Origin of the sequence: Demequina sediminis (assembly GCF_030296675.1) — a bacterium.
GTDB classification, from domain to species: Bacteria; Actinomycetota; Actinomycetes; order Actinomycetales; family Demequinaceae; genus Demequina; species Demequina sediminis.
Window position 1 is genome coordinate 1,108,736 of sequence record NZ_AP027736.1, and the last position, 12,771, is coordinate 1,121,506.

The window sequence follows — 12,771 nt, forward strand, 5'->3', positions numbered from 1 at the left end:
GGGCGACCGTCAGGCCCCACCTGCCTCACTATCGGCATTGCGCAAGTCTTTCACGAGTGCGAAGGCCAAGGAACTGGGGTAGCCCTTGCGACCCAGCATCGCGACGACCCGCCGCGTGCGAACCTCGACCGGATGCTGCGCAAGCTGATCCCACCGCTTGCGCGCGAGCGCGTGCGCGCGCTTCCGCTCGTCGTCGTCGTCGACCTGGCCCAACGCGGTCTCGATGTCGTCATCCTCGAAGCCCTTGCGCGCCAGTTCCTGTCGGATCGCGCGGCGCGCCTGCCCACGCTCCGCGTGGCGGGTGCGCACGATCGTCGAGGCCAGCTCGGTGTCGTCGAGCAGGCCCACCTCGAGGTAGCGCGCGACAATGACGTCGGCGAGATCGGGATCGACGCCGCGCGTGACGAGGCCCTCCTCAACTGGGCAGCGGAGCGTGCCGAGTGCGTGAGGAGCCTCAGGGCGATCTCGCGTGCGCGCTCGGCGAGTTCCTCAGGACTGGCGACGTCAGGTGCGGCAGCGTCGGGAGTGGACGCTCCGCGCGTCGCGTCCTCCCTCGCGGCCCCGACGGCGCGCGTGCGCGAGCGACGCCCCGGGCTACCGGTGCGCCGCCCGCCGCGAGGCCGCGTGCTGTCAACCATGGACTAGAAGTCGGTCTTGGCCTTCTTGCCCGCCGCGACAGGAGCGCTTGAGGCTGCCTCCGCCTTGGCGGCGGCCTCCGCGGCCTCGGCCGCCTCCGCGATTGCGGCGAGTCCGACGCCCAGCTTGACCTTGACCTTGTGCTCGATCTCGTCGGCCAGCTGCGGGTTGTCCTTGAGGAAGTTGCGGGCGTTCTCCTTGCCCTGACCCAGCTGATCGCCCTCGTACGTGTACCACGCGCCGGACTTCTTCACGAAGCCGTGCTCGACGCCAAGGTCGATGATGCCGCCCTCGCGCGAGATGCCGTGGCCGTACAGGATGTCGAACTCCGCCTGCTTGAACGGCGGGGCCATCTTGTTCTTCACGACCTTGACGCGGGTCCGGTTGCCGACGGGCTCCGTGCCCTCCTTGAGGGTCTCGATGCGGCGCACGTCGAGACGCACCGAGGCGTAGAACTTGAGTGCCTTGCCTCCCGTGGTGGTCTCGGGGCTGCCGAAGAAGACGCCGATCTTCTCGCGCAGCTGGTTGATGAAGATCGCGGTCGTGCCCGTGGTGTTGAGCGCACCCGTGATCTTGCGCAGCGCCTGCGACATGAGGCGCGCCTGGAGGCCCACGTGGCTGTCGCCCATCTCGCCCTCGATCTCCGCCTTGGGTACGAGCGCCGCGACGGAGTCGATGACGAGGATGTCGATGCCTCCCGAGCGCACCAGGATGTCCGCGATCTCGAGCGCCTGCTCACCCGTGTCCGGCTGGGACACGATGAGGTTGTCGATGTCGACGCCCAACTTGCGGGCGTACTCGGGGTCGAGGGCGTGCTCCGCGTCGATGAAGGCCGCGGTGCCGCCCGCCTTCTGCATGTTCGCAACCGCGTGGAGCGCCACGGTGGTCTTACCTGAGGACTCCGGACCGTAGATCTCGACGATGCGCCCGCGCGGCAGTCCGCCGATGCCCAGGGCGATGTCGAGCGCGAGCGAACTGGTCGGGATCGCCTCGACGGGGACGACCGTCTTCTCGCCCATCCGCATCGCGGAACCCTTGCCGAACTGGCGGTCGATCTGTCCGAGTGCCGCCTCGAGTGCCTTGGAACGGTCCGCTGCTTGTGCCATGTCGCTTGCCTTTCGATCGGTGGCATCGCTGCCGTCTGTCCTGAACGACGCTACGCCGACCCTCCGACATCGAGGCCTGGCGAGGCGTGGGCCGGGGATGGCCGCTGCCGCGTGACGTCCTGGGGACCACAGTAATCGAACGCGTGTTCGAACGCGCGCGACACGCCGCGTCGACACGCCGCGTCGACACAGTGCGCCGGCCAGCGGCGGCGCACAGGTCAGCGGCGGGGCACAAGTCAGCGGCGGGGCACAAGTCAGCGCCGGAGTGGAACGTCAGCGCCGGGGAGGCGGGACGTTGCGGCGCGCGTCGCCCCCGTCGCGCTCGGCGAGCGGGACGCTCATCTGTTCGCACCACGCGTGCCACACGTCGCGGGGCGCCCGCCCCGCCTCAAGGGCCTGCACCGGCGTGAGGGAGTCGAGACCGGTCAGAGCAAGCTCGCGCGCGAGCGTGCGCGAATAGGCCTCACCAAAGACCGCGTCGGCCAACCCCCAGAATTCGCTGAGGCGCACGCCTCTAGCGGGTGCGCATCGAGCTCAGCAGCTCGGGAACGGTGTCGGGGATAGACGGCATCACGGGCACCGACTCGAGGGACTCGGCGGCGGCGAAGCGGTCCGACACCTCGCGGAGGATGCTCGACATCGGCATGTCGAGGGCCTCGCAGATCGACGCGAGCAACTCGGAGGATGCTTCCTTCTGTCCGCGCTCGACCTCCGACAGGTAGCCCAGCGACACGCGGGCTCCCGACGAAATATCGCGCAACGTGCGGCCCTGCGTGAGGCGCGCGTCGCGAAGCACTTCGCCGATCTCGTTGCGGAGCACAGGCATGCGGCCTCCCCTCATCATCGTGCGGCCCTTGTCCATGTCTGACACAACGCACCATACCCCACGCTTGTTCCGCGTCTGAGAACTCAAGGTTACGGCTGCGTCACGGAGCCGCGGAGGGCGGCGTCGAGCAGGTCGAGCGCGCCCGCGACGGAGGCGGTGCGCACGGCCGCGCGGTCGCCGTCGATGTCGAGCCGGAGCGTGTGCACGCCCCGCGGCCCCTCGACGGCAATCCACACGCGCCCGGGCGGCGCGCCGTCGTGGGGCTCCGGCCCGGCCGCACCGGTGGTGGCGACCGCGAACGATGCCCCGGTGGCGTCGCGCGCCCCGCGCGCCATGGCCGTGGCGACCTCCGCGGAAACGATGCCTGCCGTCGCGATGAGGTCGGGATCGACACCGAGCAACGCCGCCTTCATGGCCGGCGTGTAGGCGACGATGCCGCCGCGTATGGCCGCCGAGGCTCCCGGCGCCCCGATGAGCGCGGCACACACCGCGCCGCCCGTGAGCGACTCCGCGGTCGCGACCGTCGCGTGCTGCGCGAGCAGCGCGCGCACAATCTCGTCAGGCCGCGGCACGGCCGCCCGCCCGCTCCATGCGTGCCGCGCGCACGATCTTCACCGTGTAGTCGACCCCCGTGACGAGCGCGAGGGCCGTGGCCGCGAGCAGCGCCCACCAGGCGGCGATGTCTACCCAGGCGGGAGTGCCGGGCAAGAGGTACAGCCAGATCGCGAGAAGCTGCAGCGTCGTCTTGGCCTTGCCTCCCCGCGACGCGGCGATCACCGTGTTCCCCGCCACCACGAGACGTCCCACGGTGACCCACAGCTCGCGCACCGCGATGATCACCACGGGCCACCACGGCACGGAGTCGATTGCGACCAGCATTGCGAGTGCGCCCAGCACCAAGGCCTTGTCCGCGATCGGATCGGCGAGCTTGCCGAACGCGCTCACGACGCCCCATCGCCGCGCCAGGTACCCGTCGAGATAGTCGGTGGCCGCGGCCACCATGAACACCGCGACCGCCCACCATCGCAGGGCGCCCTCGTCTCCCCCGTCGGCGGCGAGCAGCACGACGAACACCGGGACGGCGACAAGGCGCGCGACGGTGAGCGCGTTGGGCACGGCGGAGGTCACGCCCTCACCCTAATGCGCGCGGGCGCCCCTGCCGCGCCCGCCGCGGTGCGCCGGCGCGCATCGGCGACGCGCGATACTGGGGACATGCCCACCCGCCCTCCCGGCCACGCCCGTCCCCGCGCGACGACACTCTCCGTCGCCGGCGCCGCGCTCTTGGCGGCGGCGGCAGGGATCGCGCTCGGGGTGGCCGGCGCCGGCCAGCTGTCGACCTCTCAGACGGCCGCCGCCGAGCCCCCTGCGGCATCGTCCCCCGACTCCGCCGCACCCTCACCGGCCGTTACGGCCGAACCGACCGCGAGCCCGTCCCCCACTCCAGCCGAGCCCGAGCCCGTCTCCTTCACCCTGGTGGCGGGAGGCGACGTCCTCACCCACACGCCGGTGAATGCGTCCGCGCGCGTCGATGGGGGCTACGACTACACGGCACTGATGTCCGGGGTGCGCCCGTACATCGAGGGCGCCGACCTCGCGCTGTGCCACCTTGAGGTGCCGATCGCCCCGGAAGGCACCGAACCCTCGGGCTATCCGATCTTCGCCGCCCCCGCCGAGCTTGCGCGCGACCTCAAGGAGGTGGGCTGGGACGGCTGCTCGACCGCCTCCAACCACAGCGTCGACAAGGGACCCTCCGGCGTCGAGTCGACGCTCGACGTGCTCGACGCCAACCGGCTTCAGCACACCGGGACGGCCCGCAGCGCGGACGAGGCCACGCGGACCAGCCTGTACTCCGTGCGCGCGGGCGACCGCACGGTGCGTGTCGCCCATGTCTCGTTCAGCTACGGCACCAACGGCATGCCCGTGACGAATCCGTGGGAGGTCAATCTCTTCGACGCCGAGGCCTCCGACGCGACGCCGATCATCGAGGCGGCGGAGCGGGCGCGCGCCGACGGAGCCGACGTGGTCGTGGCCTCCGTGCACTGCTGTGTCGAGTACCGCACCGAGCCCACCGACGCCCAGCGCGCGCTCGCCGAGCGGATCGCGGAATCCGGTGCCGTCGACCTCTATGTCGGCCACCACGCGCACGTCCCGCAGCCCATCGAGTTGCTCGACGGTGGTCCCGCAGGCGAGGGCATGTGGACCGCATTCGGGCTCGGGAACTTCCTGTCGAACCAGGACTCACGCTGTTGCGTAGCCGAGACATCGAACGGCCTGCTGCTCACGGCCACATTCACGGTGGGGGCCGATGGCCGGGTCGCCGTGGGCGCCGAATGGACCGCGATCACGGTAGACACGGGCGACGGACACAGGATGCACGCCCTCGCGGAGATCGCGGACGGCGCGGGGTCGCTTGGCGCGGCGGAGGTGGCCGACCGACGCGGCCGCGTGGGCGCGGCGGCCGGATCCGCGGCGCCGGAGCGGACGGAACCCGCGACACGGCTCGCGGACCAGATGTACCCACGGCTGGCGATTGCCGCGTCCTGACGGCGGGCGGATCCGCAGCGGGACGTCGCCGCGGGCGTCTCTACGCGAGCGGCTCGTGGGTCGTCATGGCCTCGTCTCGCTCCTGCGGACGCGGGTCGATGAGGCTCTCTCCCACGTGCGGGTGGGTCGCGAGCACGGTGGCCGCGGGCTGCGCGACGCCGAACAGCCATCCCTGCCCGTAGCGCCATCCGCAGCGCGACAGGAACTGTGCCTGGGCCTCGGTCTCGATGCCCTCCGCGATGGTCGCGAGGCCAAGTTCGCGGGCCAGCGCGCCCAGGGCGCGCGACACCTTGGCGCCCGCGGGGTCCTCGGGGATGCCCGCCACGAAGGACATGTCGAGCTTGACTCCGGAGACCGGCAGGTTGCGCAGGTACGACAGGGGCGACACGCCGGTGCCGAAGTCGTCGAGCAGGATCGGCACCCCGGCGTTGCGAAGTTCCGTGAGCTCGTGGCGGATGCGGGTGTTGGGCGCAACCAGCGATGCCTCGGTGAGCTCGACCACGATCCGCTGCGGGCTGAGGTGGTGGCGGCCGATCGCGGACAGCACGCGGTCCGCAAACTCGGAGTCACCCAACTGGTCGGCGGACACGTTGAGCGACACCCACGTGCTGTCGGACGGCCCGCGTTCGAGGAAGGTCGCCGCCTGTTCGACGAGCGCCGCGCCGAGCGTGACGGACAATCCACGATCGTCGATGAGCGGAAGAAAAGCGCCGGGCAGCAGCAGTCCACGCGTGGGGTGCTGCCAGCGCACGAGCGCCTCATAGCCGACGACCGTACGCGTGGCAAGCTCGAGGATCGGCTGATAGTGGAGGACCAAGTCGCCGTTCTCGATCGCGCGGGCGAGCTCCGCGGCGAGCGCCGTCTGGTGATCGGCGGTGGTCCGCATCGAGGGCTCGAAGACCTCGGTGCGGCTCTTGCCAGCGGCCTTCGCGCGGTACATCGCTGCGTCGGCTGCGCTCAACAGCGCGGCTCCCCTCCGGTCACCGTCTCGTCGTCCGCCATCGCGATGCCGAGAGAGGCCCCGAGCTGCACCTGGTGGCGCTTGACCGCGAGCGGACGTCGCAGCCCGTCGTGGATCGCCGCGGCGATGTCGAAGAGCGCCTTGGAGCAGTCGGGATCCTCGACGGCGATCACGAACTCGTCGCCGCCGATGCGCGCGACGGTGCCGCGGCTGCCCGTCGCCGAGCGAAGGATCCCGGCCACGTGCACGAGCGCCGAGTCTCCCGTCGCGTGGCCGAAGCGATCGTTGAGTCCCTTGAAGCCGTCGAGGTCGACCGCGATCACGCCGACGCGTGACTCGGCGTCGGGCTTGGCGACCAGCGTGGTCAGCACCTCGTGAAGAAGGTTGCGGTTGGCCAGCCCGGTGAGGGGGTCGTGCATCGCGCGGTGCGCAAGCAGCTCGGAATGCATGCGGTCGTCCGTCGTGTCGCGCAACTGGACCACGTAGTGGTCGGGTGCGCCGCCGGCGAATCGCACGAGTCCGACGTCGAGGACGGCCCACACCACGTTGCCGTCGCCGCGCACGTAGCGCTTCTCCAGCGAGAAGTGGTTCTGGTGACCGTCGTAGAGCCGCTGCAACTGATCGCGCTCGGCCTGCAGGTCCTGGGGGTGCGACAGCGAACTGAAGGGCGTGCCGCGCAGCGCCGCGACGGTGGACCCCATCATCTGCGCGAACGCCCGGTTGACCTCGGTGAGTCGCCACTCGAGGTCGACGAGCGCCATGCCGGTCGGCGCATTCTCCATCGCGCGCCGGAACCGCGCGTCCGAACGGCTGAGCGCCTCGGCCGCCTCGCGCAACCCCGTCGTGTCCATGACGGTGATGACGATCATCGCGCCGTCCGGCCCGTCCTCGACCACGCGCGTGCGAACGTGCAGCCAGCGAATGTCCTCGGCCCCGCGCCGGCCGGGAACGCCGATCACGCGCGGACGGCCGTCCTCGGTGCTCGCGAAGGCCTCGGCAGGCAGCAGCGGTCGCAGGTGCGCGTCGACGGCCCTGACGGGCAGCCGCGACAGCGAGACTCCGTAGGCACCGGTGGCGGACACCCCGAGGATCGTGCCCGCGAGGTCGGACATCATCGCCACCTCGCCCGAGGGCTTCGCGATGATCACGCCGTCCCGCGCGGAGGTCATGACCGCCTCGAACTGGCGGCGCAGGTCCCGCTCCTGCGCGAGCGCCTCGTCGCGCTGCGCGCGGATGCGCGCCGACCTCCAGAAGAAGTAGAAGGCGCACAGCGCGAGAAGGACCAGCAACGCGCCCACCCCGGCGACGAACGCCGGCTGCGCGAAGAGGTCTACGAGTCCACCCATTCCCCGTCCTCAGCGTCGTCGTATGCGGTGGAGCCCACCGTAGCGCCCGACTCGCCTCTGAGGACAGCGAGAGTGGACGCAAGCTCGTCTGGTGTGACCAATACGTCACGAGCCTTCGAGCCCTGGGACGGACCGACGATCTCCCTCGTCTCGAGGAGGTCCATGAGCCGTCCCGCCTTCGCGAAGCCCATCTTGAGCTTGCGCTGCAGCATCGAGGTGGACCCGAGCTGGGTCGTGATGACGAGTTCGGCGGCGGCCAACAGGTCATCGAGGTCGTCGCCGATGTCCTCGGCCACCGCGGCCGACGTCGACCCCGCCTGCACCACATCGTCGCGGTACTCGGGGTCGGCCTGCCGCTTGGCGTGCTCGACGGCCGCGTGGATCTCGGTCTCCGACACCCACGAGCCCTGGACGCGCATCGGCTTCGACTCCCCCATGGGAAGAAACAGCGCGTCACCCTGGCCGATCAGCTTCTCCGCTCCCGGCATGTCGAGCACGACGCGGCTGTCGGCGAGCGACGAGGTCGCGAACGCGAGGCGCGACGGCACGTTCGCCTTGATCGTGCCCGTGACGATGTCGACCGAGGGCCGCTGAGTCGCGAGCACGAGGTGAATGCCGGCCGCGCGCGCGAGCTGCGTGATGCGCTGGATGGACTCCTCGACGTCGCGCGGCGCGACCATCATGAGGTCCGCAAGCTCGTCCACGATGACCAGCAGATAGGGATACGTGTGAATCTTGCGCTCGGAGCCAGGCAGCGGCTTGACCTTGCCGGCACGCACGGCCTTGTTGAAGTCGTCGATGTGCTTGTACCCGAACAGCGCGAGGTCGTCATAGCGCATGTCCATCTCCTTCACCACCCACTCGAGGGCCTGCGCGGCCTTCTTGGGGTCGGTGATGATGGGCGTGATGAGGTGCGGGATGCCCTCGTAGATCGTGAGCTCGACGCGCTTGGGATCCACGAGCACCATGCGCACCTCGGCGGGCGTGGCGCGCATAAGCACCGAGGTGATCATCGAGTTGACGAACGAGGACTTTCCGGCTCCCGTGGCACCCGCGACCAGCAGGTGCGGCATCTTGGCGAGGTTGGCCATGACGTAGCCGCCCTCGACGTCCTTGCCGATGCCGATCGCCATCGGGTGGTCGTTGCGGGTCGCGACGGGCGAGCGCAGCACGTCTCCCAGCGCGACCGTCTCGCGGTCCACATTGGGAATCTCGATGCCGATCGCGGACTTGCCGGGAATGGGAGACAGGATGCGCACATCCGCGCTCGCCACGGCGTACGCGATGTTCTTGCTGAGCTGCGTGATCTTCTCGACCTTGACGCCAGAACCCAGCTCGACCTCGTAGCGCGTGACCGTGGGGCCACGCGTGAAGCCCGTGACCTCGGCATCCACCCCGAACTGCTCGAGCACGCTCGTGAGCGCCGCGACCACGCGGTCGTTGGCGGCGGACCGCTCCTTGTGCGGGGCGCCCTTGACCAGGTAGTCGAGCGAGGGGAGGACGTACGGCGTCGAGTTCTCGAGCGTGCCCTGCTCCCCCGCGGGGACGATGCTCGTGGTGGGGGAGCGTGGCGCTCACCCGTCACCTCGATGAGTTGCGTCGGGGCGTCGGCCAGGGCGTCGGGCGTGAGAGGCACGGGCTCCTCGGCGGCATAGGGCGACAGGGGGGCCGTCGCCTGAGCGGCACGTCCGCCGTCGGGGTCGATGATGTCATCGAAGTCGGTGCGCTCGACGGTCGCGGCGGTCGCGAAGGCCTCGTCCGCCTCGTACGCGTCGAGGCCATCGGGATCGCCGGGCTGCTCGCCGTGAATTGCGCGGTCGAAGAGGCGGCGGGCCCGGCTCTTGCGCGCGCGCGGCTCGGGCGCGCCGGGACGCTCGAGGGTGCGGTGCTCGGGAAGATCCAGCACCTCGGTCTCACCGGTCTCGACGCCGTCGCCGTGACGCACCTTGCGGGCGACCTCAGCGACCCACTCGGCCGCCTCTCGCATCGAGACGCCGGCGACGATCAACACGGACAACAGCGCGAGCAGGACCAGCACGACGACCGCGAGGGGCGCCGTGACGAGCGATGCCAGCGGCGTGCCCACGAGGAAGCCCAGGAGACCACCCGCCTCGCGCACGCCCTCCCATCCCTCGACGGGGCTCGGCTGGCCCTTCGCGATGTGGATGATGCCGTCGACCATGATCGCGAGCATGAGCGCGCCGAGCGTGATCCGGTGGTTGGTGCTCTCCTCCTGAGGCGCGCGCATGAGGCGTACCGCGATGACGAGCAGGACGATCGGCAGCCCGTACGCGAGCACCCCGAAGGTTCCGGCAACCACGGCATGGATCGCGGTGCCCGCCCAGCTCGACAGCTCGAACCACTCGCGCGCGGCGATGAGGATCGCGAGGATCACCAGGACGATCGCGAGGCCGTCGCGACGCACCGCGGGCGGCACGTCACGCGCGCCGTGACCGATCGAGCGCACCGCGGAGCCGAGCGCGGCGGCGCTACCCCTGCCCACCGCGCGCGCGCCGCGCAGGACGGCGGGCGGCTGCTTCTTCACGGGAGCCTTGCCGCGTGCGCCCGACGCGCGCGCGCCTGACGGGCGCGCGGCCTGGGAGGACCGGGGCGCGGGACGGGTCTGTCGCGTCTGAGCCATGGCACATCACGCTAGCGCCAGGGCGGGACCGGGCGAGGTTGCCACCCCGCGCGGCCCCGGCATCGTCCCGCTGCGGGGCGCCAGGCGTCAGGCCTCGACGACCACCGGGATGATCATCGGGCGGCGGCGGAGCTTGGTGCCCACGAACCGTCCCAGGACGCGGCGCGCCACCTGCTGGAGCTGGTGGGTGTCCGTCGAACCGCCCTTCGCCGCGTCCTCGATCGCCCTCTTGATGTCGGGCAGGATCGCGTCGAACACCGAGTCGTCCTCGGCGAGGCCGCGCGCATGCACCTCCGGGCCGCTCACGACGCGGCCGTTGGTCGAGTCGACCACGGCGATGATTGTGACGAAGCCCTCCTCCGCGAGGATGCGGCGGTCCTTGAGCTCGGTGTCGGTGATCTCGCCCACCGACGATCCGTCGACGTAGACGTTGTGCACCTCGACCGCGCCCACGACGGTCGCGACGCCGTCCTTGAGGTCCACGACGGTGCCGTTCTCCGCGAACATCACGCGCTCGTGCGGCACGCCCGTCTTGATCGCGAGATTGCCGTTCGCGAGCAGGTGGCGCACCTCGCCGTGGATCGGCATGACGTTGCGCGGGCGCAGGATGTTGTAGCAGTACAGCAGCTCGCCCGCACTCGCGTGGCCCGAGACGTGCACGCGCGCGCTGCCCTGGTGCACCACGGTCGCGCCCAGGCGCATGAGCCCGTTGATGACGCGGTACACGGCGTTCTCGTTGCCGGGGATGAGGGACGATGCGAGGATCACCAGGTCGCCCTCGCCCACCGTGACCTTGTGGTCGCCGGTGGCCATTCGGCTCAGCGCCGCCATCGGCTCGCCCTGGGATCCGGTCGACATGTAGACCACCTGGTGGCCCGGCATGTCGTCCGCCTTCTTCGGGTCGACGAGGATGCCGTCAGGCACGCGCAGGAAGCCCATGTCCGCGGCGATGCCCATGTTGCGCACCATCGACCGGCCCACGAAGGCCACCTTGCGGCCGTGCGCCTGCGCAGCGTCGATCACCTGCTGGACGCGGTGCACGTGGCTCGCGAAGGACGCCACCACGATGCGGCCCGTCGCCTGCGCGAACTGGCGGTCGAGCACGGGGCCGATCTCCACCTCGGAGGTGGTGAATCCGGGCACCTCGGCATTGGTCGAGTCGACCATGAACAGGTCGACGCCCTCGGCACCCATGCGCGCGAAGGCGCGCAGGTCGGTGATGCGGCCGTCGAGCGGCAGCTGGTCCATCTTGAAGTCGCCGGTGTTGAGCACGGTGCCTGCGGGGGTGCGCACGAAGACCGCGAGGGCATCCGGAATCGAGTGGTTGACGGCGACGAACTCGAGGTCGAATTTCCCGAGCACCTCGCGCTGGCCCTCCTTGACGGCGAGCGTGACGGGCGTGATGCGGTGCTCCTTGAGCTTGGCCTCGATGAAGGCGAGCGTCAGTTGGGAGCCCAGGATCGGGATGTCCCTGCGCATGCGCAGCAGGTACGGAACGGCACCGATGTGGTCCTCGTGGCCGTGCGTGAGGACGATCGCCTCGACATCGTCGAGCCGGTCCTCGATGTACCCGAAGTCGGGAAGGATGAGGTCGACGCCGGGCTGGTGGTCTTCAGGGAAGAGCACGCCACAGTCGATGATGAGCAGCCGTCCGTCGATCTCGAGGACGTGCATGTTGCGCCCCACCTCGCCCAGGCCGCCGAGCGGCACCACGCGCAGCGTGCCGGGTTCGAGGGCGGGAGGGGGAAGCAGGTCGGGGTTGAAGGTCATGTGGTCTCCGTCAGGGGTGAATGCCGGCGGCGGTGAGCCGCGCCACCAGGGCGTCGTGCTCGGGGGCCGTCAGGGGAAGCAGCGGCAGGCGCATCGCGCGGCCGGGGATGACGCCGAGCCAGTGCACGGCGGACTTCGCGTTGGTGGCGCCGGGGCCGTCGAAGATCGCGGCATGGATGGGCAGGAGCGACTCGTGAAGGCGCTCGGCCTCGGCCGTGTCGCCCGCGTCGTGCGCGGCGATCATCGCGGCGATCTGGCGTCCCGCGACGTGGGAGGACACGGACACCACTCCCACCACACCCGCGCGCAGGAAGTCGAGCGTGAGCGGGTCGTCGCCCGAGTACCAGGCCAGGCCGGTGCGCTCGATGCGCGCCTTCGCGGTCTCAACGCCTCCGGTCGCGTCCTTGACCGCCACCACGCGGCCCAGCGCGGCAAGGGCGTCGTACGACTCATCCGAGATCGCCAGCGCGGTGCGACCGGGGATGTCGTAGATCATGACGGGCAGGTCGGTGGCACCCACGATCGCACGGAAGTGCGCCACCACCCCCGCCTGCGAGGGCTTCGAGTAGTACGGCGTCAGAGCGAGGATGCCGTCCGCGCCCGCCTCGGCGCCCTGCTCCGCCATGCGCACGGCGTGGGCGGTGTCGTTGGAGCCGGCGCCCGTGAGGAGCGTGACGTCGGGGCCCACCGCCTCGCGCACCGCACGGAGCAGGTCAACCTTCTCGGGGGCGTGGGTCGTGGGCGCCTCGCCGGTGGTGCCAGACAACACGAGGCCATCGGAGCCGTGAGCCACCAGGAATCGCGCGAGGGACTGTGCGGCCTCGAGGTCGAGCGCCCCGCCCTCGTGCATCGGCGTGACCATCGCGGTCAGCACCGTGCCGAACGGTCGCGAGGAAGATGTCATGGGAGTCAACTTACCGCGCCCACACCCCACACCTCGG

11 protein-coding genes and 1 pseudogene are annotated in these 12,771 nt (G+C 70.6%); 1 reads left to right on the forward strand and 11 read right to left on the reverse strand.

What is annotated here, in order from left to right; genetic code table 11:
- Positions 1 to 9: 9 nt before the first annotated feature.
- From QUE44_RS05665 to pgsA, 6 genes are all read right to left on the reverse strand, one after another.
- On the reverse strand, positions 10 to 348 hold the full coding sequence (locus QUE44_RS05665) for a regulatory protein RecX (protein WP_433997185.1): 339 nt from the start codon (positions 346 to 348) through the stop codon (positions 10 to 12).
- Between the two features lie 293 nt (positions 349 to 641).
- Positions 642 to 1,742: a recombinase RecA gene (recA, locus tag QUE44_RS05670; RefSeq protein ID WP_286216359.1), complete on the reverse strand. Its 1,101-nt coding sequence runs from the start codon at positions 1,740 to 1,742 to the stop codon at positions 642 to 644.
- 273 nt (positions 1,743 to 2,015) lie between these two features.
- Complete coding sequence (locus QUE44_RS05675) at positions 2,016 to 2,252, reverse strand: DUF3046 domain-containing protein (protein WP_286216362.1); 237 nt, start codon at positions 2,250 to 2,252, stop codon at positions 2,016 to 2,018.
- Positions 2,253 to 2,256: 4 nt separating this feature from the next.
- Complete coding sequence (locus tag QUE44_RS05680) at positions 2,257 to 2,568, reverse strand: helix-turn-helix domain-containing protein (RefSeq protein ID WP_286216364.1); 312 nt, start codon at positions 2,566 to 2,568, stop codon at positions 2,257 to 2,259.
- A gap of 89 nt (positions 2,569 to 2,657) precedes the next feature.
- The gene (locus tag QUE44_RS05685; protein WP_286216365.1) at positions 2,658 to 3,140 is read right to left on the reverse strand and encodes a CinA family protein; all 483 of its coding nucleotides are present in this window, start codon (positions 3,138 to 3,140) and stop codon (positions 2,658 to 2,660) included.
- A complete protein-coding gene (gene pgsA / locus QUE44_RS05690; RefSeq protein WP_286216366.1) occupies positions 3,127 to 3,696 on the reverse strand; it encodes a CDP-diacylglycerol--glycerol-3-phosphate 3-phosphatidyltransferase in 570 nt (189 codons plus the stop codon). The genes QUE44_RS05685 and pgsA overlap by 14 nt, the downstream gene beginning before the upstream one ends.
- A gap of 84 nt (positions 3,697 to 3,780) precedes the next feature.
- On the opposite strand from pgsA, the gene QUE44_RS05695 reads away from it, so the two are divergent.
- Complete coding sequence (locus QUE44_RS05695; protein ID WP_286216367.1) at positions 3,781 to 5,112, forward strand: CapA family protein; 1,332 nt, start codon at positions 3,781 to 3,783, stop codon at positions 5,110 to 5,112.
- Positions 5,113 to 5,152: 40 nt separating this feature from the next.
- On the opposite strand, the gene QUE44_RS05700 is transcribed toward QUE44_RS05695, so the two are convergent.
- From QUE44_RS05700 to dapA, 5 genes and pseudogenes are all read right to left on the reverse strand, one after another.
- Positions 5,153 to 6,073, reverse strand: a complete 921-nt coding sequence (locus tag QUE44_RS05700; protein WP_286216369.1) for a putative bifunctional diguanylate cyclase/phosphodiesterase — start codon at positions 6,071 to 6,073, stop codon at positions 5,153 to 5,155.
- Complete coding sequence (locus tag QUE44_RS05705) at positions 6,070 to 7,419, reverse strand: sensor domain-containing diguanylate cyclase (RefSeq protein WP_286216370.1); 1,350 nt, start codon at positions 7,417 to 7,419, stop codon at positions 6,070 to 6,072. Before QUE44_RS05705 ends, QUE44_RS05700 begins: the two co-directional genes overlap by 4 nt.
- Positions 7,404 to 10,060: pseudogene (locus tag QUE44_RS05710) on the reverse strand (FtsK/SpoIIIE family DNA translocase). The gene QUE44_RS05705 and the pseudogene QUE44_RS05710 overlap by 16 nt, the downstream one beginning before the upstream one ends.
- 87 nt (positions 10,061 to 10,147) lie before the next feature.
- Positions 10,148 to 11,830: a ribonuclease J gene (locus QUE44_RS05715; RefSeq protein WP_286216371.1), complete on the reverse strand. Its 1,683-nt coding sequence runs from the start codon at positions 11,828 to 11,830 to the stop codon at positions 10,148 to 10,150.
- Between the two features lie 10 nt (positions 11,831 to 11,840).
- Positions 11,841 to 12,734, reverse strand: coding sequence for a 4-hydroxy-tetrahydrodipicolinate synthase (gene dapA, locus QUE44_RS05720; protein ID WP_286216374.1), 894 nt, complete (start codon positions 12,732 to 12,734; stop codon positions 11,841 to 11,843).
- Positions 12,735 to 12,771 lie beyond the last annotated feature (37 nt).

Bases quoted from the DNA above. Each gene is read 5' to 3' on its own strand.
- QUE44_RS05680 (WP_286216364.1), bottom strand. From the start codon at position 2,568: ATGCCTGTGCTCCGCAACGAGATCGGCGAAGTGCTTCGCGACGCGCGC.
- QUE44_RS05695 (WP_286216367.1), top strand. From the start codon at position 3,781: ATGCCCACCCGCCCTCCCGGCCACGCCCGTCCCCGCGCGACGACACTC.
- QUE44_RS05705 (WP_286216370.1), bottom strand. From the start codon at position 7,419: ATGGGTGGACTCGTAGACCTCTTCGCGCAGCCGGCGTTCGTCGCCGGG.
- dapA (WP_286216374.1), bottom strand. From the start codon at position 12,734: ATGACATCTTCCTCGCGACCGTTCGGCACGGTGCTGACCGCGATGGTC.
- recA (WP_286216359.1), bottom strand. From the start codon at position 1,742: ATGGCACAAGCAGCGGACCGTTCCAAGGCACTCGAGGCGGCACTCGGA.
- QUE44_RS05715 (WP_286216371.1), bottom strand. From the start codon at position 11,830: ATGACCTTCAACCCCGACCTGCTTCCCCCTCCCGCCCTCGAACCCGGC.